Source organism: Streptomyces jumonjinensis, assembly GCF_009600885.1.
In the GTDB taxonomy this organism is placed as follows: domain Bacteria; phylum Actinomycetota; class Actinomycetes; order Streptomycetales; family Streptomycetaceae; genus Streptomyces; species Streptomyces jumonjinensis.
This window is the reverse complement of record NZ_VCLA01000003.1, coordinates 1-21,046: the sequence shown is the minus strand read 5'-3', so window position 1 is coordinate 21,046 and position 21,046 is coordinate 1. Positions and strand designations below refer to the sequence as shown.

The following is a 21,046-nucleotide window of genomic DNA, read 5'->3' as shown; positions in this document are numbered from 1 at the left end:
CGGCCACGCCGGGGCCGTGACCGTGGCCGGGGGGAGCGCTCCCCCCGGCCACAGGACGTGTCACGGGGCGTGTCGCGGGGTGTGTCGCGGGGCGTCCGGTCGGCGCGGCCACGCGACGCAGACCAGCGCCGCGAGCAGTTGAACGCCCGCCGCGGCGAGCAGCGCGCCCGGCAGCGACCAGTCGAGCAGGAGTCCGGCGACGCCCGCGCCGACGGCGAAGCCGGTGAGCTTCAGGCTCGCGCCCGTGGTGAAGATCTGGCCGCGCAGCGGGGCGGGCGACTCCCGGTGGCGTATCGCGAAGACCGCGGTGAGCTGGGGGCCCTCGCCGATGCCGGCGAGGACGACGGCGGCGGCGAGGGGCAGCGGTCCGCCGAGCGCGGCGAGCGCGAGCGCGGCGGCGAGCAGGACGGGGCTCACCGCGAGGACCGTTTCCGGGCGGAGCAGCCGGGGGCGGCGGGCGAGCAGGGCGTTGGCCGCGAGGGCCGTGACGGCGATGGCGGAGAGCAGGGCCGCGCCCTGGCCCGTACCGCCGAGGGTCCGCTCCCCCAGCAGGGGAACGCAGGCGACGAGCATGCCCTCACCGGCGCAGGAGATCGTGGTGACCGCCGTCGCCCGGGCGAGCGGCCGTATCCGGGCGATGGCCCGGAACCCGGTGAGAAGGTCGTCGCGGACGGTCGAGGGGGTGACGGGGGCCGCCGCTTCCGGGGCGGACCCGGGGTCCCGGACGGGTGCGGCCGGGGGCTCGGGGACAGGGGCGGGCTCAGGGGCCTGGGAAGCCTCGCGGCCCGGGGCGGACCCAGGGTTCCCCACGGGTGCGGCCGGGGGCTCGGGCGCGAAGGCGGCCCCCATGTCCCCGGCAGGCGCCCCCGGAAGCCCAGACCCACGGGCGGGCTCAGGGTCTGTCACGCCCCCCGGCCGCTCCAAGGCGGGCCCCCCGAGGACGGTCGCGGAGGTCGCGGATGTTCCGGACGCCGTCGTCGCGGAGGCCGGGCGGGCCGCCGGGGGCGGTGTGCGGGGCGGCCCCGGGACGGCCGTCGCCATGGGCAGCCCCAGCGCCGCGGGCAGTGCCAGACAGATCAGTACGGCGGCGATCACCACCCCCGCCCCGGCCCCGGCCAGCTCCGCCGCCACCCCGGCGAGCGCCGGCCCCGCCAGCCCCGCCGCGTTGAAGGTCATCGCGTCCACGGCGTTCGCCCGGGGCAGCCCCGCCGGCGCCACCACCCTCGGAAGCTGGGCGGTCCAGCCGCCGGCCAGGGCCGGGCCCAGCAGTCCCGCGCAGACCGCGATCAGCACCGTCCAGCCCAGGGGTGTCCGGCCGAGCGTCAGCACCGTCGCCAGGAGCGCCAGGGCATAGCCGGCCAGGGCCGCCGCGAGCAGCCGGCCGGGCCGCGCGGACCGGTCGAGCAGGACTCCGAGGAGCGGGCCGCCGACCGCCGCCGCGATCGTGGCCCCCGCCAGCAGCGCCGAGGCGGAGGCGGCCGATCCGGTGACCGCGAGCCCCGCGAGGAGCAGGGCCGGGCCCGCCATCTCGTCCCCGGTGCGGGCGGCGGTCGCCCCCGCCGTATAGCGCCCCAGCGCGTAACGCTTTCTCATCCCGATCACGTTACGCAGGTAACTCAAACATGCGCTAGATGCGTTACATTCACCTTGTGGCGTCAATGAACAGCGCATGGTCCGCCCGGCACTCGGTGCAGGCGGTCGCCCAGCGAACCGCGGCCCTCGTCAATGCCCTGACCGGCGAGAAGGCCACCCCGGACGAGATCGCGGGCGTGCTGCGCGAGCACGGCGAGCAGGGCTCCCCCGAGGTGACCGAGGGCGATATGGCCCCGCTCCGTACGGCCGCACTGCGGCTGCGCGAGGTCTTCGCCGCCGATGACGCCGACGAGGCCGCCGCCCGGCTCAACGGTCTGCTCGCCGAGTGCGCGGGGCCGCTCCGGCTCACCTCGCACCGGGGCGCGTCCCCCTGGCATCCCCATCTCGACGCCCATGACGAGGCGCCCTGGGGAGAGTGGCTGCTCGCGTCGTCGGCGCTCGCCCTCACCGTCCTGGTCTGGGACCGCCAGCAGCCGCCCGGCGGCATCTGCGCCTCAGCGGCCTGCGGGAACGTCTTTCTCACCCAGGGCAGCGGACCGGTGCGCCGCTACTGCTCGCGGCGGTGCGCGACCCGGGAGCGGGTGGCGGCCCACCGCCGCGCGAGAGGCGCCGCCCCGGACGCCGCGGACCGACGGCCGAACCCGGACACCCCGGCCTGACGGCCGGCCCCCGGCCCTCGACCCCCGGCCCTCACCCCAGCGTCTCGTCGCACGCCGCCCGCAGCCTCCGCACCCCCTCCGCGATCTCCGCCGCGCCCGCCACCCCCGCGAAGCTGAGCCGTACATATCCGGCCGGCGGCTCCGCGCAGAAGTAGGGACGGCCCGGGGCCACGGCGACGCCCGCGCGCAGAGCCGCGGCGAGCAGCGCGGTCTCGGACGTACCGCCGGGCAGCCGGAGCCAGAGGTGGTAGCCGCCCGCGGGGATGTACGGCAGGGAGAGCTCCGGCAGCCGGAGCCGGAGGGCCGCCGTCATGGCGTCCCGCCGCCCTTTCAGCTCGGCCGCCACCGTGCGCAGATGCCGCCGCCACGCGGGCGCTCCCACCAGTTCCAGCGCCGTCTCCTGGAGGGGACGCGGTACGAAGAAGTTGTCCACGACATGGATGGCGCGCAGCCGCTCCAGCACCGGGCCGCGGGCCGCCAGCATCCCCACCCGGAGGCTGGGCGAGGCGACCTTGGTCAGCGAGCTGACATGGACGACGACGCCGTCGCGGTCGTCGGCGGCGAGCGGATCCGGCAGAGGACCGGAGTCCTCATGGACCAGTCGCCGGGCGAAGTCGTCCTCGATGACGAAGGCCCCGGCCTCGCAGGCGATGCGGAGCACCTCGGCGCGGCGCTCGGGCGCGAGGACCGCGCCGGTCGGGTTCTGGAAGAGCGGCTGGCAGACGAACACCCTCGCGCCGGTGGCCCGGAAGGCCGCGGCGAGCAGCTCGGTCCGCACCCCCTGGGCGTCCATGGGCACGGGCACGGGCCGTACCCCCGCCGCGCGCGCGATGGCCAGCATGCCGGGGTAGGTGGGCGATTCGACCAGGGCGGGGGCGCCGGGCGGGGCGAGCGCGCGCAGCGCGGTGGTGAGGGCGGACTGGCCGCCCGCCGTGACCAGCACATCGGCGGCCCCGACCGCGCCGCCGACCCCCCGGGCGAACCATTCGCGCAGCTCGGGCAGTCCCTCGGACGGCGGGCGCCCCCAGGCCCCTGGTCTGCGTCCGGCGCGGGCGAGGGCGGCGGCCATCGCCCGCTCGGGCTGGAGCGCGGGGTGGAGGTAGCCGCCGTTGAACTCGATGACCCCGGGCGGTGGCGCGGCGAGGGTGACGAGCACTCCGGAGGCGTCGACGGTACGGGGCACGGGGTCGGCGGACGCGTCGGCGCTGAGGGCGACCTCCTGCCAGGAGGTGTCGCCGGGCGCGGGGGCGTCGCTCCGCCGCTCGGCGCGGAAGGCGCCCGCGCCGGGGCGGGTGACGACCAGCCCTTCGGCGGTCAGCTGGGCGACCGCGCGGCTCACCGTCACCGGGGAGACCCGATAGCGCTCGACCAGCGCTCGACTCGATGGCAGCTTTCCACCAGGTGAGTAGCGGTTGAGCTCCTGCTTCAGCTGTATGACCAGTTCGGCGACGCTGCTACGCTCGTGCATGACAGCACAGAATAGCGCTACTCGCACCACATCGATAGCGGTGGACGCCTCCGCCCCCGCCTCCGAAGCCCGCCGCGGGACCCTGCTCGCCGCGCTGGGGGTGGTCGCCTTCTCGCTCACCTTTCCGTCCACGGTCTGGGGGCTGGAGTCCTTCGGCCCCTGGTCGCTGGTGGCCGTGCGCAGTGTGCTCGCGGCGCTGATCGCGGGCGGTTTTCTACTGGCGCTGCGGGTGCGGGTCCCCGAGCGCCGTCACTGGGGCTCCCTCGCGGTCGTCGGCGCGGGGGTGGTCGTCGGCTTTCCGCTGCTGACGACCCTCGCCCTGGAGACCTCCACCGCCTCTCACGCCGCCGTGGTGGTGGGGCTGCTGCCGCTGACCACCGCCGTCTTCGCGGCCCTGCGCACCGGGCGGCGGCCCTCCCGGGCGTTCTGGCTGGCGGCGCTGGCCGGGGCGGCCGTGGTGATCGTCTTCACCGTGTCGCAGAGCGGCGGTTCGCTCCAGAGCGGGGACCTCTATCTCTTCGGCGCGCTGCTGGTGTGCGCGGCCGGTTACACCGAGGGCGGGCGGCTGGCCCGCTCCATGCCGGGGTGGCAGGTGATCGGCTGGGCGCTGATCCTCTGTCTCCCGCTCTCGCTGGCGGGCTCGGCGGCGGCGCTGAGCCTGGAGCCGGTGCGGCTGACGGCGCAGGGGGTCGCCGGGCTGGTCTGGGTCGCGGGCGTCTCGACGTTCTTCGGGCTGTACGTCTGGTACCGGGGCATGGCCGCGATCGGCATCGCCCGGGCGAGCCAGCTCCAGCTCGCCCAGCCGCTGCTGACCCTTCTCTGGTCGGTGGCGCTGCTGGGCGAGGAGCTCTCCCCCGCCGCGCCGATCGCCGCGGCGGGGGTGCTGGTGTGCATCGCGGTCACCCAGCGGGCCCGCAGCTGATCTGGGCCGGGACCGGCCCGGGACCGCAGCTGACCTGGGCCGGGACCGGCCCGTACCCCCTGTGCCGCACTGGGGGTGCGGGCGGCGGCCCCGGCCGTAGACTCGGAGACACGGACCGACCACTGCCCTTCGACTTCGAGGAGGCCACTCCCGATGCATGCGAACGTGGGCGACAAGCTTCTGGTGCACGGCAGGGTCGTGGGCCAGCACGACAGGATCGCCGAAGTCGTGGAAGTACTGGGGCACGAGGGCGCGCCCCCCTACCGCGTCCGCTTCGAGGACGGGCACGAGACCCTGATGTCCCCGGGGCCCGACTGCGTCATCAAGCCGCACGAGCCGGCCTGACAAGCCGGACCGACGAGCCGGACCGTCCCCCCGCCCGGCCCGGCTGCACAACAGGTCAGCGGGGCGGTCGGACCCTGCTCGGGTAGTGGTCGGCCACCACCCGAGCCATCGCCCCGTTCCGGTCGGCCCCGACCTCCTTGGCGGAGAAGAAGCAGTGCCCGCGCACCCCGGGGTAGGAGCGCGCCAGCGTCAGATGGCGTGAGAGCTCCGCCGGATCCTGCCAGGCGGCGGGCTGGGCGGGATCGCCCGCCTTGTAGAGCGCCTCGCCGATGTAGAGATCGACGTCCGTCTCCCGCACCAGCTCGTCCCACCAGGGCAGCAGCTTGGCGTAGTCGGCGGCGGGGAAGCCGATGTTCCAGTAGACCTGCGGCACCACATGGTCGATCCACCCCCTGAGCACCCATTTACGGGTGTCGGCGTGCAGATCGTCGTAGGTCTGGACCCCGGCCCGGGTGTCCGAGCCCAGCGGGTCGGTGGCGATGTTGCGCCAGACGGCGAAGGGGCTGATCCCGAAGCGGACGCCCGGACGCGTCGCCCCGATCCGCTGGGACATCTCCTGGACGAGCAGATCGATGTTGTTCCGCCGCCAGGCCGCCCGGCTGGAGAAGCCCGCGCCGTACCGCGCGAAGGCCGCGTCGTCGTCGAAGGTCTGCCCCGCGACCGGATACGGATAGAAGTAGTCGTCGAAGTGGACGGCGTCGATGGCGTAGCGGCGTACCGCGTCGAGCATCGCGGTCTGGACGAAGGCGCGGACCTCCGGGATGCCGGGGTTGTAGTAGAGCTTTCCGCCGTACGGGACGACCCAGTGCGGATTCAGCCGCGCCGGGTGGGTCGCGATCAGCCGGGAGGGGTCGGCGTGGACGGCGATCCGGTACGGATTGAACCAGGCGTGCAGCTCCAGACCGCGCCGGTGGGCCTCGTGGACGGCGGTGCCGAGCGGGTCCCAGCCGGGGTTCGTGCCCTGTGTGCCGCTCAGATACTGCGACCACGGCTCGTACGGCGAGGGCCAGAGCGCGTCCGCGGTCGGTCTGACCTGGAGGACGACGGTGTTGAGCCGGCGGGCCACGGCGGTGTCGAGATGGGCCAGCAGCTCCGTGCGCTGCTGGGCCGCGGTCAGGCCCGTCTTCGAGGGCCAGTCGCGATTGGTGACGGTGGCCAGCCACATCCCCCGGAACTCCCGGCGGGGGGTCCGCCGCCGCCGCTCCGCGCCGCCGGTGACGGCGACCGCGTCCCCGGCGACGGTGGCCGCGGCCAGGGCCCCCGCAGCCGAAGCCATAAATCCTCTTCGTCCGATTTGCGTCATATGCCACCCCGCAACTGTCGGTGTATCCGCTCAGCATGCCCGGCCCTGGCCGCCGTACGCACGCATCTCCGGAGTACCGTCGGAGAGTCGCGCCGGCAGCCGGAACCCTACGGTGGCCGCGCCGCACCGGACCAGCACTGGATGAGCGAAAGGCACGAGGTGACGGACTCAATGGCCGACATTGCACGCGTCGGAGTGGTGGGCTGTGGCCAGATGGGCGCAGGCATCGCGGAGGTGTGCGCCCGCAGCGGCCTGGCGGTGAAGGTCGCCGAGACCACGGGCGAGGCCCTGGAGATCGGCCGTACCCGGCTGTACAACTCCCTGTCGAAGGCGGCCGAACGAGGCAAGATCACCGAGGAGGAGCGGGACGCCACCCTGGAGCGGCTGAGCTTCACCACCGACCTCGGAGAGTTCGCCGACCGTGATCTCGTCATCGAGGCCGTCGTCGAGAACGAGCAGGTGAAGACCGAGATCTTCCAGGTGCTCGACCAGGTGGTCACCCGCCGGGACGCGATCCTCGCCTCCAACACCTCCTCCATCCCGCTGGTGAAACTGGCGGTCGCGACCTCGCGCCCGGACCAGGTCATCGGCATCCACTTCTTCAACCCGGCCCCGGTCCAGAAGCTGGTGGAGCTGATCCCCGCGCTGACCACCTCCGAGAAGACGATTCTGCGCTCCGAGGCCGTGGTCCAGCAGGTGCTGGGCAAGCACCCCATCCGGGCCCAGGACCGCTCGGGCTTCGTGGTGAACGCGCTGCTCATCCCGTATCTGCTCTCCGCCGTCCGGATGTTCGAGTCCGGCATCGCGAGCCGTGAGGACATCGACAACGGCATGGAGCTGGGCTGCGCCCACCCCATGGGCCCGCTCAAGCTCGCGGATCTGATCGGGCTGGACACCGTCGCCTCGGTGGCGGACTCGATGTACGCGGAGTTCAAGGAGCCGCTGTACGCCGCCCCTCCGCTGCTCCAGCGGATGGTGGACGCGGGACGCCTCGGCCGTAAGACGGGCTCGGGCTTCTACCCGTACTCCTGACGCGGCGAGACGCCCCGGCGGCTAGCCGCTGCTAGCCGGCTAGCCGAGCCTCAGGTTGTGGAGCATCAGCAGCCCGGCCGCCATATTGGCGGCCGGGACCTCACCTCGGGCGATCATGCCGGGCACCCGGTTCAGCGGCACCCACGCGCGCCGTGCGGACTCGAAGTCGTCCTCGGGGTGACCGGTGTAGCGGGCGCTCTCGGCCCAGTAGAGGTGGTGACGGGCGTCGGTGAGGCCGTTCGACGGCTCCACCGTCAGCAGATGGCGCAGCGGACCCGGCCGCCAGCCGGTCTCCTCCTCCATCTCCCGGGCCGCCGCCGCCTCGATCTCCTCGCCGTCCTCGACGACTCCGGCGGCCAGCTCCCAGCCCCAGCTGCCGGTGATGAAACGGTGCCGCCAGAGCAGCAGCACTTCGTCGGCCGCGTTGACCGCGGTCGCCACCGCCACCGGGCGCATCCGGATCAGAAAGTGATCCAGACGCTGGCCGTTCGGGAGAGCGACATCAGCCAGATTGACGCTGAACCAGCGATTCTCATAGACGGTTTGCTCGCTTAAGTTCATCCATTGCATGTTCTGTGCCACCTTTCGACCAGTAGGTGGCAACATCGCAGCAGTGCCTCAGCGGACGGAAAAGGCGTCGACCGGGCATCGCCGCGCCGCTGTCACAGCGGCACGCGCAGGGCGCCGTCGATCAGCTCGGCCGCCTCCCCGGCCCGGGACGAGCCGCTGGCCACCAGAGACCCGCGCACCGCCCGCAGCCGGTCCCTCAGCCGCTGGGACTCCATCCCCCGCACCTGGTCGGCCATCTGCTCCGCCCAGCCGGCGGCCCGGTCCGCCTCGCCCCGGCGCAGCTCGATCTGGCAGAGCATCGCGAGCCGGTGCACCCGGCCCCGGTCATGCGCCGGGGAGCCCACGGCCGCCGCCGCGTGCTCATGGGCGCCGCTGAGATCCCCGAGGCTCAGCAGCGCCTCCGCGGCCTGCACATTGACCAGCCCCGGCTGGACATAGCCGGTCTCATCCGGCTCATGCCCCGGACGAATCCGCTCCGCCTCCCGCTCGGCGCGTCCGATGCACCGGAGCGCGGCCGTGCCGTCGCCGAGATGGGCGTACGCCTTGCCCTGCATGACATGGAGATCGGAGGCGAGCGCGGGCGTGATCCGGTCTCCCGCCGCCCGCAGCGCGGCCTCCGCGAAGGCCACCGCCTGCCGGTACTCGGCCATGAACAGCGACTGATTGACCAGCAGCGCGATCACATACGCGCCGAGCCCCCGGTCGCCGCTGGCCTTCGCCAGCCGGAGCGCCTGATGGAAGTAGCGCTGGGCGAGCCCCTGGGCGTCGGAGTCGTACGCGCAGATCCCGGCGACCGCGACCAGTCCGCCGGCCGCCCGGTGCAGCTGCCGTCCGAGCCCGTCGCTGTAGGAGCCGCGCAGCAGCGGCGCGGTCTCGGCGTTGAGGAATCCGACGATCCGGGCCCGGGCGGCGATGCCGCCGGCCCTGCGGTACATCAGCTCGTAGTGCGCTCGCGCGGCCCGCAGCATACGGATGTCGGCCGGCGAGACCCTCGTCCGCCCGGAGCGGGAGACATCGGCGTCCTCGGGCGGGTTCTCCCACTCCCACACCGGCATGACGGCGGGGGTTCCGGTGACGGCGGGGGCCTCGATGACATACCGCCGCTGCTGCTCGTCGGAGCGCCAGAGCGCGGCGGCCCGCTCCACGAAGCCGGAGAGCGGGGAGCCGGACGGCAGCTCCACGTCCCGGGCCGCCCCGAGTCCGATGTCGTCGAGTGTCAGGGCGCGGCACAGCCGCTCGGCGAGCACCTCGCAGATCAGATCCGGCACCTGGCCGCGGGGACGCTGGCCTTTCAGCCATCGGGCGACGGCGGTGTGCTCGTACCGCAGGGAGAGTCCCCGGGCGCGGCCGGCCTGATTGACCCGGGCCGCGAGTCCCGCGTTGGAGAAACCCGCCTCGTCCAGCAAAGCGTCGAGCAGAGTGTTGGGCTGCATGGAGGCCCCCCGGAGGCTCGGTCCGCCCAGGGTAGTGGAGGGCGGTTCACACGGGGTGCGAATCGAGTGCCCCGATCCGTTCCCTGTGCGCTCTGCCGCCCCGGCGGGCGCGCGTGTTGACTGAAATGCCTCTCATAGAGGCGGCCGGACCACCGGGCTCCCCCTCGTACAGTGCGGTGGTCGTCAGTCGCGTCGTTCGTCCTGCTGAATCTGCCCGACACTCCGCGGCAGGACGGACGGCGCCGGCCGTACGGAGGTCTCGGGCCGCTCCTGGACGCTCTTGGCCGCTGCCGGCCGTAGGTCCTACGCGGCCCGGCGCCGAAGAGGCTGTCGTCGCACCCGGGAGCGCGCCCGCCGTTCCGGCACGGCGCGGCACGGCCGCTCCAGGGGAACGGCAAGGGGGGAGGACCCGGGGAAAGCCCGGATCCTCCCCCCTCGGGGTCAGCGGCGTCTCACGCCCCGCGGAGCACCGCTCCCGTGTGCTCGGCCGCGAGGGCCACCGCCGCGTCGCGCGCGGCCGTGGCCTCCTCGACCGTCAGGGTGCGGTCGGCGGCACGGAAGCGCAGCGCGTACGCCAGCGACTTCTTCCCCGCGCCGATCTGCTCACCGGTGAAGGTGTCGAACAGCCGGATCGACTCCAGCAGTCCGCCCGCGCCGGCGGCCAGCGCACGCTCCACGGCCGCCGCCGGGACCTGCTCGTCCACGATCAGCGCCACATCCTGCGTCGCCACCGGGAAGGAGGAGATCCGGGGCGCCGTGAGCGCGCCCGCCCCGGCCCGCTCCACCGGACCGAGGTCCAGCTCCATGGCGCAGGTGCGGTCCGGCAGCCCCAGCGCCTTGACGACGCGCGGATGCAGCTCGCCCGCGTGGCCGACGGTCAGCTTCGCCCCGTCCACGACGACGGACAGCTCGGCGCAGCGGCCGGGGTGGAACGGCCCGTACTGCGCCTGCTCGGCGAGGAGTTCGGCGCCGGCCTCACGGGCGACCGCCCGGGCGGCCTCGATCGCGTCCGCCCAGTCGGCCGGGCGGCCCTGCCCCCACCAGCCGGAGCGCTCGCGGGCCCCGGTGAGGACGACGGCGGCATGCCGCGGCTGGACGGGCAGGGTGGCGTCGAGCGCCGCGATCTCCTCGTCCGTGGGCCTGCGGTCCACGGGCAGCCGGACGGCGCGGTGGGCCTCGGCCGCCGGGTGGAAGACCAGCCCGGTCTCGAAGAGCGCGAGGTCATGGCTGCCGCGCCCGATGTTGCGGCGCAGCGCGGCGAGCAGCCCCGGCAGCAGGGTGCTGCGGAGCGCGGGCTCCTCGTCGGAGAGCGGGTTGACCAGCTTGACCAGTCGGCGGTTCGGGTCGCCGGCCGGGAGATCGAGCTGGTCGAGGACCTGCTCGCCGATGAACGGGTAGTTCGGCGTCTCCACATAACCGGCCCCGGCCAGCGCCCGGCCCACCCGGCGGTGCAGTCGCTGCCCCTCGGTGAGCCCGCGGCCGGCCGGCGGCTTCGGCAGCGTGGACGGGAGGTTCTCGTACCCCTCCAGCCGGATGACCTCTTCGGCGAGGTCGTTGGGCTCTGCGAGGTCGGGACGCCACGACGGGATGGTGACGACCAGCTCGTCCTGGCCGTAGACGTCGCAGCCGACGTCCTGGAGGCGGCGCACGACGGTCTCGCGGCCGTACTCGACGCCCGCGACCCGGTCGGGGTGAGTGGCGGGCATCGAGACCGTGCGCGGCGCGGACGGCGAGATCACCTGGGTGACGCCGGGCTCGGCGGTCCCTCCGGCGAGCAGCACCAGCAGATCGGCGGTGCGCTGCGCGGCGGCGGCCCCGGCCTGCGGGTCCACTCCCCGCTCGAAGCGCCGGGACGCCTCGGAGGAGAGCTTGTGGCGGCGCGCGGTGCGGGCGATGGCGACCGGGTCGAAGTGCGCGGCCTCGATGACCACCTCGGTGGTGCCCTTGGCCTGGCCCGTCCCGGGGTCGATCGCGGAGTCGGCGATCTCGGTGTTCGCTCCGCCCATCACCCCGGCGAGACCGATCGGCCCCCGGTCGTCGGTGATGACGAGATCGTCGGCGTCCAGGACGCGGGTGACGCCGTCGAGGGTGGTGAGCTTCTCGCCGGCCTCGGCCCGGCGCACTCCGATCGGCCCCTCGACGAGGGTGCGGTCGTAGGCGTGCAGCGGCTGGCCGAGTTCGAGCATCACATAGTTGGTGATGTCGACGGCGAGCGAGATCGGCCGCATGCCGGCCTTCTGGAGGCGGCGGGTCAGCCAGATCGGGGAGCGCGCCTCGGGGTCGAGACCGACGACGGTGCGCGCGGTGAAGCGGTCGCAGCCGATGGGGTCGGCGACCCTGACGGGGTAGCCGTGGGCGTTGGGCCCGGGCACGTCGAGCAGGGCCGGGTCGCGCAGCGGCAGCCCGTAGGCGGTGGCGGTCTCCCGGGCGACTCCGCGCAGCGAGAGGCAGTAGCCGCGGTCGGGGGTGACGGCGATGTCGAGGACCTCGTCGAACAGTTCGAGCAGCTCGGTGGCGTCGGCGCCCACCTCGCACTCGGGCGGCAGCACGATGATGCCCTTGGTTCCGTCGTCGCCCATGCCGAGCTCGTCGCCGGAGCAGATCATGCCCCGGGAGATCCGGCCGTAGGTCTTGCGCTCGGCGATCTGGAAGTCGCCGGGCAGCACCGCGCCGGGCAGGGCCACGACGACCTTGTCGCCGACCTGGAAGTTCCGGGCGCCGCAGATGATCTCCTGCGGCTCGCCCGTGCCATTGGCGCCCGCCACGTCGACGGTGCAGAACCGGATGGGCTTCTTGAAGTCGGTGAGCTCCTCGATGGTGAGGACCCGGCCGACGACCAGGGGGCCCTTGAGGCCGGCGCCGGTCTCCTCGACCCGCTCGACCTCAAGGCCCGCGGCGATGAGCTTCGTCTGTACGTCACGGCCGGTCTGCGTCGCCGGCAGGTCGACGTACTCCCGCAGCCAGGAAAGCGGGACCCGCATCAGATCTCCATCCCGAACGGCCGGGTGAACCGGACGTCACCCTCGACCATGTCTCGCATGTCCTCGACGTTGTGGCGGAACATCAGCATCCGCTCGATGCCGAACCCGAAGGCGAATCCGCTGTACTTCTTGGGGTCCACACCGCAGGCGACCAGCACCTTGGGGTTGACCATGCCGCAGCCGCCCAGCTCGATCCAGCCTTCGCTGGAGCAGGTGCGGCAGGGCCGGTCCGGGTCGCCCACGGACGCGCCGCGGCAGACGTAGCAGACCATGTCCATCTCGGCGGACGGCTCGGTGAACGGGAAGAAGTTCGGCCGCAGCCGGGTCTTCATGCCCTCGCCGAAGAGCGCCTGCACCATGTGGTCCAGGGTGCCCTTGAGGTCGGCCATGGTCAGGCCCTCGTCCACGGCGAGCAGCTCGACCTGGTGGAAGACGGGGGTGTGGGTCGCGTCCAGCTCGTCGGTGCGGTACACCCGGCCGGGGCAGATGACGTACACCGGCGGCTCGCGGTCCAGCAGGGAGCGGATCTGCACGGGCGAGGTGTGCGTGCGCATCACCACTCCGCTGTCGGCGCTCCCGTCGGGTCCGGCCACGAAGAAGGTGTCGGCCTCGCCCCGGGCGGGGTGGTCGGGGCCGATGTTCAGCGCGTCGAAGTTGAACCACTCGGCCTCGGCCTGGGGGCCTTCGGCGACTTCGTAGCCCATGGCGACGAAGACATCCTCGATGCGCTCGGAGAGCGTGGTCAGCGGATGGCGGGCGCCGGCCTGGACGCGGTCGTACGGCAGGGTGACGTCGACGGCCTCCTCCACCAGCACCCGGGCGTCGCGCTCGGCCTCCAGTTCGGTCTGACGGGCGGCGAGCGCCTTGCTGACCGCGCCGCGGGCCTGGCCGACGCGCTTTCCGGCCTCGGCCTTCGCCTGGGGCGGCAGCGCGCCGATCTCACGGTTGGCGAGCGCGAGCGGCGAGGTCCCGCCGGTGTGCGCGACCTTCGCGTGGGCGAGCGCGTCGAGGTCGCCGGCGGCGGCGAAGGCGGCGAGCGCCTCGTCCCGCATGCGCTCGATCTCTTCCGGTTTCAGTGCCTCGACCTCGACTGGGTCATACGACTTGTTGGGTGCCGACATCTCTTCCCGTGTTTCCGATTGGCTGGTGCTGCGCTGAGTGCTGCCTTGACCGGGGGACACCCCCGGACCCCGGCGCCCCCGCTCGTCGTCCGGGGCGCAGAGGTGCCGAAGGCCGAGTCTAAAGGGCTGACGCGGGGTACCGGGTCCGGGGACGGCGCCCCACCGGTCGGCGAGGGCTCCCCCAGGGGGTCCGCGAAGGCCGTGAGGCCCGGATTCCCGGGCGGCGGGGGCCGGGCCCCGAAGGCCCGCGGCCCAGGGTCCCGGCGCTGCGTCGTCGCGGGGGCTGTGTGCTGGTGTGCGGCCCGCGGGCGGCTCAGGCCAGATAGGCCGGGGCCCCCACGGGCAGGATAAATCGGAATTCGGCGCCGCCGCCGGGCCCGCGCCCCACGGTGATCGTGCCGCCGTGGGCCTCGACGATGCCCTTGACGATATAGAGGCCGAGCCCGGTCCCGCCGCGCTTGCTCCCCCGCCAGAAGCGGGTGAAGACACGGCCCATCGACTCCTCGGGGATGCCGGGGCCTTCGTCGCTCACGGTGACGGCCGTGCCTCTCTCGTCGTCCTTCGCCGCTGTCGGCGCCACTTCGATGGTGACGGTTCCCGCGCCGTGGCGCACCGCATTTTCCAGCAGATTGCCGAGCACCTGGTCGATTTTATCGGGATCGGCCCAGAGTGCGGGCAGCTCGCGCCGGACGCGTACGAAGAAGCGGTCGGGCCGCTGGCCGCTGGCTATATGGGCCTGGACATGGCGTCCGACCGCCGCCGCGAGATCGATGGGCTGGCGGCGCACCTCAAGGCGTCCGGAGTCGATCCGGGAGATGTCGAGCAGTTCGGCGATCAGCCGGGTGACCCGGTTGGCGTCCGCGTCGACGGTCTCCAGCATCAGCCGCTTCTGGTCGTCGGTGAAGCGTTCCCATTTGGCGAGCAGGGTGGCGGTGAAGCCCTTGACGGAGGTGAGCGGGGAGCGCAGCTCATGGGCGACCGTGGCGATCAGCTCGGCATGGCTGCGTTCGTTGCGGCGGCGGGCCTCGGTGCCGCGCAGGCTGATCACCAGTCTCCGTATCGGTCCGGTGGGGCGCTCGCGGACATAGCGCGCGGAGACCAGCACCTCGCGCCCGCCGGGCAGCAGCAGATTGCGCTCGGGCTGCCCCACCCGGGTGGCGAGCCCGCCGTACGGGTCGGTCAGCGTCCACCAGCGGCGGCCCTTGAGGTCCTCCAGCGGCAGCGCGCGCTCCAGGGGCAGTCCGATGGCGTCGCCCTTGGCGACGGCGGTGATCCGCACGGCGGCGGCGTTGAAACAGATGACCCGGCCGGTCTCGTCGGCGATGACCAGGCCGTCCGGGAGATCGTCGGGGTCGACGCCGAACACGCCTGAGCTGTCGGAAGGGCACAGCAAGTCCCTGTGTGTCTCCATGGGCCTGCTCGTCCCGACAGTCATCCCCGTATCCCCACCTCTCGGCCGACGCTCAGTGGGCCCCGGAGCCCGTCACCCTACTAGCTGAATGTGACAGTGCGGACCCCCTGAGCGAGTACACCCCCTCAGTGAGCCCTGCTTGTCAGAGCGAGCCCGCGCCGTTCAGCGCGCGCCCCCGGCGCGCTGGGCGCGCTGGGCGCGTGCGGAGGCGTAGAGGCACACGGCCGCGGCGGTCGCCAGATTCAGGCTCTCGGCCTTCCCGTGGATCGGCACGCGGACGACGGCGTCGGCGAGGGCCCGGGTCTCCTCGGGGAGCCCCCATGCCTCATTGCCGAAGATCCAGGCGGTGGGCCCGCCCATGGTGCCCGCGTCGAGCTCCGCGTCGAGGTCGTCCTCGCCCGCGCCGTCGGCGGCCAGTACGCGTACGCCCGCGTCGCGCAGGCTCCGTACGGCCTCCTCCACGGGGACTCCGACGGCCACCGGCAGATGGAAGTGGGATCCGACGGAGGCGCGGACGGCCTTGGGGTTGTAAAGGTCCACGGAGGCGTCCGTGAGCACCACGGCGTCCGCGCCGGCCGCGTCCGCGCAGCGCAGCACGGTGCCCGCGTTCCCGGGGTCGCGGACGTTGGCGAGCACGGCGACGAGCCGCGGCCGGGCCTTGACGACGGCCGCGAAGGGCGTGTCCAGGAAGCGGCAGACCCCGACGAGCCCCTGCGGGGTGACGGTGGTGGAGATGTCCGCGATCACGGCCTCGTCGGCGAGATGGATCCGGGCTCCGGCGTCCCGGGCCGCGCCGATGATGTCCGCGTACCGCTCGGCGGCGTCCAGGGTGGCGAACAGCTCGACGAGGGTGGGTTCGCCGCCGGTCCGGTGCCCGGCCGCCTCGCGTACGGCCTGGGGGCCCTCGGCGAGAAACAGCCGCTCCTTGCCGCGGAAGTTCCGCTTCGCGAGCCGCCGGGCGGCGGCGACACGGGTGGAACGCGGGGAGATCAACTCGGGGGCGGACATGAACTCACTTTCGTCTACACAGGGCCGGACGGGGTCGCACTCGTCGGCAGACACACTCGGACCCGCAGGCCCTGGGGCCTGCGGGTCCGGAAGCGCCACACCTCAGCGCGAGGCTCAGGCGGCGGCCTTCGGCGCGTTGACGTCGGCCGGCAGGGCCTTCTGCGCGACCTCGACCAGCGCGGCGAACGCGTTGGCGTCGTTGACGGCCAGCTCGGCCAGCATCTTGCGGTCCACCTCGACGTTGGCGGCCTTCAGACCCTGGATGAGGCGGTTGTACGTCATGCCGTTCTGGCGGGCAGCGGCGTTGATGCGCTGGATCCACAGCTGACGGAAGTCGCCCTTGCGCTTCTTGCGGTCGTTGTAGTTGTAGACCAGAGAGTGGGTGACCTGCTCCTTGGCCTTGCGGTACAGGCGCGAACGCTGACCGCGGTAGCCGCTGGCCTGCTCCAGGATCGCCCGGCGCTTCTTGTGGGCGTTGACTGCCCGCTTGACGCGTGCCACTTGATTAACTCCTTGTAGCGGGGCCGTGGTGATACCCACACGGCCCGAATTCGAATTGGTCCCGGTCTCGACGTGCCATCCGCTCCCTCACTCCATCACCGGAGCCGGGGCGGAGGGACGTCACTTGCCGAGAAGCTTCTTGATCTTCTTGGCGTCGCCCGGAGCCATCTCCGCGTTGCCCGAGAGGCGACGCGTCAGCGTGGACGGCTTGTGCTCGAGCAGGTGGCGCTTGCCGGCGCGCTCGCGGAGCACCTTGCCGGAGCCGGTGATCTTGAAGCGCTTCTTGGAACCGCTGTGCGTCTTGTTCTTCGGCATCGCGCCGTTATCTCCTCGTCAGTGGCGCTCCCCGGGCGCACAGGGCACCGGCGTGCGGGGAGCGTCAGATCTTGGTTTCTGGATCCGGGCGGGACCCCGGGGCGCCTGGTGGGCCGCCCCTCGGGTCACCCCTCGGAGGGCGTCTCCGCGGGAGCGTCGGCCTGAGCCTTCGCGCCCTCACGGTCAGCCTTGCGTGCGGCCTGGGCCTCACGCGCCTCGGCCATGGCCTCGGTCTTCTTCTTGTGCGGGCCAAGAACCATGATCATGTTCCGGCCGTCCTGCTTCGGGTTCGACTCGATGAATCCGAGGTCCTCGACATCGGAAGCGAGACGCTGGAGCAGGCGGAAGCCAAGCTCGGGGCGGGACTGCTCACGACCACGGAACATGATCGTGATCTTGACCTTGTCACCCTGCTTGAGGAACCGGACGACATGACCCTTCTTGGTGTCATAGTCGTGCGGGTCGATCTTCGGCCGGAGCTTCATCTCCTTGATGACCGTGTGCGCCTGGTTCTTGCGCGCCTCACGGGCCTTCATGGCCGACTCGTACTTGAACTTCCCGTAGTCCATGAGCTTGCACACGGGCGGCCGGGCGTTCGCCGCGACCTCGACCAGGTCGAGGTCGTACTCCTGAGCGAGCTCAAGGGCCTTGGCGAGCGGGACGATTCCGACCTGCTCGCCGCTGGGCCCGACAAGCCGCACTTCCGGAACGCGAATCCGGTCGTTGATGCGGGGCTCGGCGCTGATGGATCCTCCTCGGTAGCACCACGCGGCCGGCTGACAGTCAGCCGCGTAACGTCTGTTTGGACCTACCGCGCCGGAACACAAAACGCCCCGGACGGGACACAGGCGGCAGCTCCATCAATACCGGAGCACCGCCGCGGTCAGCCGCGGGGCGCGTATCAGCGGCTTCCATCGTCCGTACGGAACGATGGGCACCGCTTGACCGGTGACCCGCCGCCCCTGAGGACGGCCAGGTGGGAGATCGGAGCCTCCACTTGTGGGCTGGACACAGTCGTATCCAGCCGGTCGTCACACAAGGTTAGCAGGTCCGCCCGGGAGGGGCTAACCGGTGGCCGCAGACGGGGCGGCCCGGTCGGCCGCCTATCGTGTCTGTCATGAGTGACGCGACCCTTTCCGCCGAGAATCCCCAGGCCCCCGACTTCGACGCCATGGCCCGCGACATCGCCGAGGTGCCGGCCGTCGAGGTGATCGTGACGGTCGCGGTGAACCTGATGAGCGCCGCCGCGGTGAAGCTCGGCCTGTCCGAGGAGGGCGCGGCCCACAAGGACCTGGACGAGGCCCGGAAGCTGGTGCACGCGCTGGCGGGCCTGCTGGACGGGAGCACCACCGAGATCAGCTCCTTCCACGCGGCCCCGCTGCGGGACGGCCTGAAATCGCTCCAGCTGGCGTTCCGCGAGGCGTCGCTGGTGCCGGACGAGCCGGGCAAGGGTCCGGGCGAGAAGTACACCGGTCCCGTCTACGGCTGACCGGCCCCCGGGGTCGTTCCGTCCACGGCGGACCGGTCCCAGGGTCCGTCCACGGCTGACCCGGCCCCGGGCCCGTCCGCCGGATCCCGGAGCTCTTCCGGGTCGGACGGGCCCTCGGACAGGCTCTACTACCCCCGTACGAAGAAGGGCTCGCCCGGCAGGGTGGCCCCGGCCGGCAGCAGCGCCAAGTCGAGGCCCCGCACCAGGCGGGCCCTCAGCACGTCATGGCCCGCGAGCGCCGAGGCGACCCGCTGGGCGGCCTCGGCCGGGGCGGCGCCGGCGGCGAGCACCAGGGCGAGGGTGCCGTCCGCGCTGCCCGGCCCCAGATGGGCGCGGACCACCGCGGGATCGGCGGCGACCACCTCCCGTACCGCTTCGGCGACCGCGGGGTCGTCCAGCGGATCGGCGCTGGTGCGGCCCTCCGCCAGCGCCCGCAGCGCGGCCCCGCTGAGCTGGTACGGAACGGGTCCGGCCAGATCGAGCACCACCGTGTCGGCCTTCTCGTGCGCGGCGGCGGCCAGCGCCTGGTGCAGCGGCACGGCGACGGGACGGGCCGCCGGGTCCCAGCGGGCCAGCGAGTCGATCGAGGTGAAGGCGGGCAGCGCCCTGCGGTCACCCGCGGTGAGCGTGGGGACCGCCATATCGCTGGTCTTCTCCCGCCGCAGCCCGTCCTCCCCCACCTCGGTCTCGCCGAGCATGGCGACCACGGGCACGAGCAGCCGGGCTCCGCGCAGTGCTTCGAGCACCGGCCGCTCGGCGGCACGGTCCAGCGCCCAGGCCGCGAGAGCCGCGGTGAGCCGTGGATCGGCGGTGCCGTCGTCGTCGGAGAAACCGGGATCGGGGATGTTCTTGAGCGCCACGCGTCGAGCGTAGTTCCTCGCGGGGCGGGCCTCTCAACCAGGGCTGTCGTACCGCTGCGCTCCGGCGGTACGGGCGCCCCGCCAGAGCACCACCGCGCCCGCCAGCACCAGCGCGCCCAGACCGCCCGCCGCCGGGGCGAGCCAGTCGGCCGGTTCCGCGTCCGCCTCCATGGGCTGCGGACCGGGGCCGAAGTATTTCTCGTCGTAGCCCGCCGTCGCCGTCCTGGGGTCCTCGGGCCGCAGCTTCGCCGCCGCCCGGAGCGCGGCGGCGGGGTCGGCCATCCCGTGCCCCTTGGCGTCGTCCCGTCCCCCCTCGGGGCCGTCCCGGGCCGTGTCCGCGAGCAGCCTCTTGATCTGCGCCGGGGTCAGCGCGGGGTACGCGGAGCGCACGAGGGCCGCCGCGCCGGAGACGAACGCGGCGGCAGCGCTCGTACCCCAGCCCTGGTAGTACTTCTGGTCCGGGTCGGGGATGACCACATCGACGCCGGGCGCGTTGACGGTGGCGTACCACCGCCGGGTGGAGAAGGAGGCATGGGTGCCGAAGCGGTCCACGGCCGTCACCGCGATCACTCCGGGGTAGGCCGCCGGATAGGAGACCCGGTCGCCCTTCTCTCCGCCGTTGCCCGCCGAAGCGACGACCACGGCCCCCTTGGAGAGCGCGTACTGCACGGCCGCATCCTCGCCCGCCTCCGCGTGGGCGGACTCGCTGTCGTCGCCGAGGGAGAGGTTGATGACGTCCGCGCCCTGGTCGGCGGCCCAGCGGATGCCCTGGGCGAGGGCGGTGCCCCGGGAGTTGCGGGCCTTGTCGCGCGCCTGGTCGCCGCTTTCGAGGATCACCCGGATGGGCAGGATCTTCGCCTCGGGCGCGATGCCCATGACCCCTTCCGCGCCGCCGGGGCCATGGCCGTGCGCCGCGATGATGCCCGCCATGGCGGTGCCGTGACGGGCCCAGGAGCGGTCGCCGCGCGTCGCGCCGAAGCCGATGAAGTCCTTGCCGGGCAGGACATTGCCCAGCAGATCGGGATGCTGGTCGTCGACGCCCGTGTCCAGCACGGCGACGGTGATGCCCGCGCCCTTGGTGGTGCGCCACGCCTCATCGGTGTTCAGGGCGTCGAGGCCCCACTGCTGGGGGCGTATCCCGTCCGCCCGCGCGGGGGTCGCCGGCAGCAGGGCGAGCGCGGTGGCCGCGAGGGCGGCGGCGATGCCGTGCCGGCGGCGGGCCCGGGTCATGTCGGGCGGCCCGTGGCCGGGGCGAGGCTCGCGCGCAGCACCCGTTCGACGCCGTCCGCCAGCCCCTTGGCCTCATGGCCGAGTCCGGCCTGCGCGGGAGCGGAGGTCGCCTTCTTGTCCTGGGCCCTGGCGGCGGGCTGGGGTGCGCCCACGGTGCGGCCGTCGGCGAAGCCGGAGACGGAGTAGACCACCACGGGCAGATCGGTGAGGACCTCGACGGTCCAGCTGGCGCGCTGCCGGTCGCCGAAGCGGGCGGCGACGGTGCCGGCGGCGGAGAAGGGACGGGGCATCAGATCGGGGCGCTCGGCGAGCTTCTCGGCGGCGAACCGGGTGCGCAGGGCCCGCATATCGGCGGCGTCGCCCTTGGCGAAGACCATGCCGACGGTGGTGACATGGCTGGAGGTGGCGTCCGTGTAGGTGGCGCGCAGCACCCGGGCGCAGCCGACCGGCTGGAGGGTGGTGACGAGGAGGGGGTCGAGAGCGCTGGCGCAGGTGCCGTCGGGGGCGACGGCGACCCGGGTCCACACCCGGTCGGCGTCGCCCGGGCCCGCGCCGCGGCCGTCGAGGGTGCGGGGGAAGAGGGTGTCCACGGGGGCGCTGTGCCACTGGCTCCGGGCCTTGGCGTAGGCGGTGTCGGCGGTGGTGTCGGCGTTGGAGTCGCCGGTCAGCCAGCTTCCGGTGGCGGCGCCGCCGATGAGACCCAGCCCGAGGACGGCGCAGACGAGGGCACCGGCGGTGCGGACGGGGCGGCGGGTGCGGACGGGGCGCAGCCGGGCGGTGGTCTCGGCGGGGTGCTCGGGGGGCG

At 73.2% G+C, this 21,046-nt stretch carries 20 protein-coding genes; 5 read left to right on the top strand and 15 right to left on the bottom strand.

Going from position 1 to position 21,046, the window contains the following annotated elements; all coding sequences use genetic code 11:
- Window positions 1-60: 60 nt before the first annotated feature.
- Window positions 61-1,593, bottom strand: coding sequence for an MFS transporter (locus tag FF041_RS00390; RefSeq protein WP_153520490.1), 1,533 nt, complete (start codon window positions 1,591-1,593; stop codon window positions 61-63).
- A gap of 65 nt (window positions 1,594-1,658) precedes the next feature.
- Between FF041_RS00390 and FF041_RS00385 the strand changes: the two genes are divergently transcribed.
- Window positions 1,659-2,252, top strand: a complete 594-nt coding sequence (locus tag FF041_RS00385) for a CGNR zinc finger domain-containing protein (RefSeq protein ID WP_153520494.1) — start codon at window positions 1,659-1,661, stop codon at window positions 2,250-2,252.
- Between the two features lie 31 nt (window positions 2,253-2,283).
- Here FF041_RS00385 and FF041_RS00380 read toward each other — a convergent pair whose 3' ends face one another.
- The gene (locus FF041_RS00380; RefSeq protein WP_153520489.1) at window positions 2,284-3,720 is read right to left on the bottom strand and encodes an aminotransferase-like domain-containing protein; all 1,437 of its coding nucleotides are present in this window, start codon (window positions 3,718-3,720) and stop codon (window positions 2,284-2,286) included.
- Between FF041_RS00380 and FF041_RS00375 the strand changes: the two genes are divergently transcribed.
- Both FF041_RS00375 and FF041_RS00370 read left to right on the top strand, forming a co-directional pair.
- Entirely contained in the window at window positions 3,719-4,642 is a 924-nt protein-coding gene (locus tag FF041_RS00375) for a DMT family transporter (protein WP_153520488.1), read from the top strand. The genes FF041_RS00380 and FF041_RS00375 overlap by 2 nt on opposite strands.
- 153 nt (window positions 4,643-4,795) lie before the next feature.
- Entirely contained in the window at window positions 4,796-4,987 is a 192-nt protein-coding gene (locus FF041_RS00370; protein ID WP_153520487.1) for a DUF1918 domain-containing protein, read from the top strand.
- Window positions 4,988-5,042: 55 nt separating this feature from the next.
- Here FF041_RS00370 and FF041_RS00365 read toward each other — a convergent pair whose 3' ends face one another.
- Window positions 5,043-6,290, bottom strand: coding sequence for a glycoside hydrolase family 10 protein (locus FF041_RS00365; protein WP_153520486.1), 1,248 nt, complete (start codon window positions 6,288-6,290; stop codon window positions 5,043-5,045).
- Window positions 6,291-6,461: 171 nt separating this feature from the next.
- Between FF041_RS00365 and FF041_RS00360 the strand changes: the two genes are divergently transcribed.
- Window positions 6,462-7,322, top strand: coding sequence for a 3-hydroxybutyryl-CoA dehydrogenase (locus FF041_RS00360; RefSeq protein ID WP_153520485.1), 861 nt, complete (start codon window positions 6,462-6,464; stop codon window positions 7,320-7,322).
- 39 nt (window positions 7,323-7,361) lie between these two features.
- On the opposite strand, the gene FF041_RS00355 is transcribed toward FF041_RS00360, so the two are convergent.
- The 9 genes from FF041_RS00355 to infC form a co-directional block, all read right to left on the bottom strand.
- Window positions 7,362-7,892: an NUDIX domain-containing protein gene (locus FF041_RS00355; protein WP_153480700.1), complete on the bottom strand. Its 531-nt coding sequence runs from the start codon at window positions 7,890-7,892 to the stop codon at window positions 7,362-7,364.
- A 92-nt stretch (window positions 7,893-7,984) separates the two neighbouring features.
- Window positions 7,985-9,325: a transcriptional regulator gene (locus tag FF041_RS00350; protein ID WP_153520484.1), complete on the bottom strand. Its 1,341-nt coding sequence runs from the start codon at window positions 9,323-9,325 to the stop codon at window positions 7,985-7,987.
- A gap of 452 nt (window positions 9,326-9,777) precedes the next feature.
- On the bottom strand, window positions 9,778-12,306 hold the full coding sequence (pheT, locus tag FF041_RS00345; RefSeq protein WP_153520483.1) for a phenylalanine--tRNA ligase subunit beta: 2,529 nt from the start codon (window positions 12,304-12,306) through the stop codon (window positions 9,778-9,780).
- Window positions 12,306-13,427: a phenylalanine--tRNA ligase subunit alpha gene (pheS, locus tag FF041_RS00340; RefSeq protein ID WP_153520482.1), complete on the bottom strand. Its 1,122-nt coding sequence runs from the start codon at window positions 13,425-13,427 to the stop codon at window positions 12,306-12,308. Before pheS ends, pheT begins: the two co-directional genes overlap by 1 nt.
- Window positions 13,428-13,740: 313 nt before the next feature.
- Window positions 13,741-14,862: a sensor histidine kinase gene (locus FF041_RS00335; protein ID WP_153520481.1), complete on the bottom strand. Its 1,122-nt coding sequence runs from the start codon at window positions 14,860-14,862 to the stop codon at window positions 13,741-13,743.
- A gap of 138 nt (window positions 14,863-15,000) precedes the next feature.
- Window positions 15,001-15,846 carry a TrmH family RNA methyltransferase gene (locus tag FF041_RS00330; RefSeq protein WP_153520480.1) on the bottom strand — a complete coding sequence of 282 codons (846 nt, stop codon included), beginning with the start codon at window positions 15,844-15,846 and terminating at the stop codon, window positions 15,001-15,003.
- 114 nt (window positions 15,847-15,960) lie between these two features.
- Window positions 15,961-16,347 (bottom strand): 50S ribosomal protein L20, encoded by a 387-nt coding sequence (gene rplT / locus FF041_RS00325; RefSeq protein WP_323371072.1) that lies wholly within the window; start codon window positions 16,345-16,347, stop codon window positions 15,961-15,963.
- A 120-nt stretch (window positions 16,348-16,467) separates the two neighbouring features.
- The gene (rpmI, locus tag FF041_RS00320; protein WP_153480691.1) at window positions 16,468-16,662 is read right to left on the bottom strand and encodes a 50S ribosomal protein L35; all 195 of its coding nucleotides are present in this window, start codon (window positions 16,660-16,662) and stop codon (window positions 16,468-16,470) included.
- A 125-nt stretch (window positions 16,663-16,787) separates the two neighbouring features.
- Complete coding sequence (gene infC / locus FF041_RS00315; RefSeq protein WP_153480689.1) at window positions 16,788-17,489, bottom strand: translation initiation factor IF-3; 702 nt, start codon at window positions 17,487-17,489, stop codon at window positions 16,788-16,790.
- Window positions 17,490-17,779: 290 nt separating this feature from the next.
- On the opposite strand from infC, the gene FF041_RS00310 reads away from it, so the two are divergent.
- Window positions 17,780-18,151 carry a DUF1844 domain-containing protein gene (locus FF041_RS00310; RefSeq protein WP_153480688.1) on the top strand — a complete coding sequence of 124 codons (372 nt, stop codon included), beginning with the start codon at window positions 17,780-17,782 and terminating at the stop codon, window positions 18,149-18,151.
- A gap of 128 nt (window positions 18,152-18,279) precedes the next feature.
- Here FF041_RS00310 and FF041_RS00305 read toward each other — a convergent pair whose 3' ends face one another.
- The 3 genes from FF041_RS00305 to FF041_RS37660 all read right to left on the bottom strand — a co-directional run.
- Window positions 18,280-19,011, bottom strand: coding sequence for an SseB family protein (locus tag FF041_RS00305; protein WP_323371071.1), 732 nt, complete (start codon window positions 19,009-19,011; stop codon window positions 18,280-18,282).
- A 33-nt stretch (window positions 19,012-19,044) separates the two neighbouring features.
- Window positions 19,045-20,241, bottom strand: a complete 1,197-nt coding sequence (gene mycP / locus FF041_RS00300; RefSeq protein ID WP_153520479.1) for a type VII secretion-associated serine protease mycosin — start codon at window positions 20,239-20,241, stop codon at window positions 19,045-19,047.
- Window positions 20,238-21,046 (bottom strand): hypothetical protein (locus FF041_RS37660; RefSeq protein ID WP_228387937.1); only part of this gene is annotated, 809 nt, incomplete at its 5' end. The genes mycP and FF041_RS37660, both read right to left, overlap by 4 nt.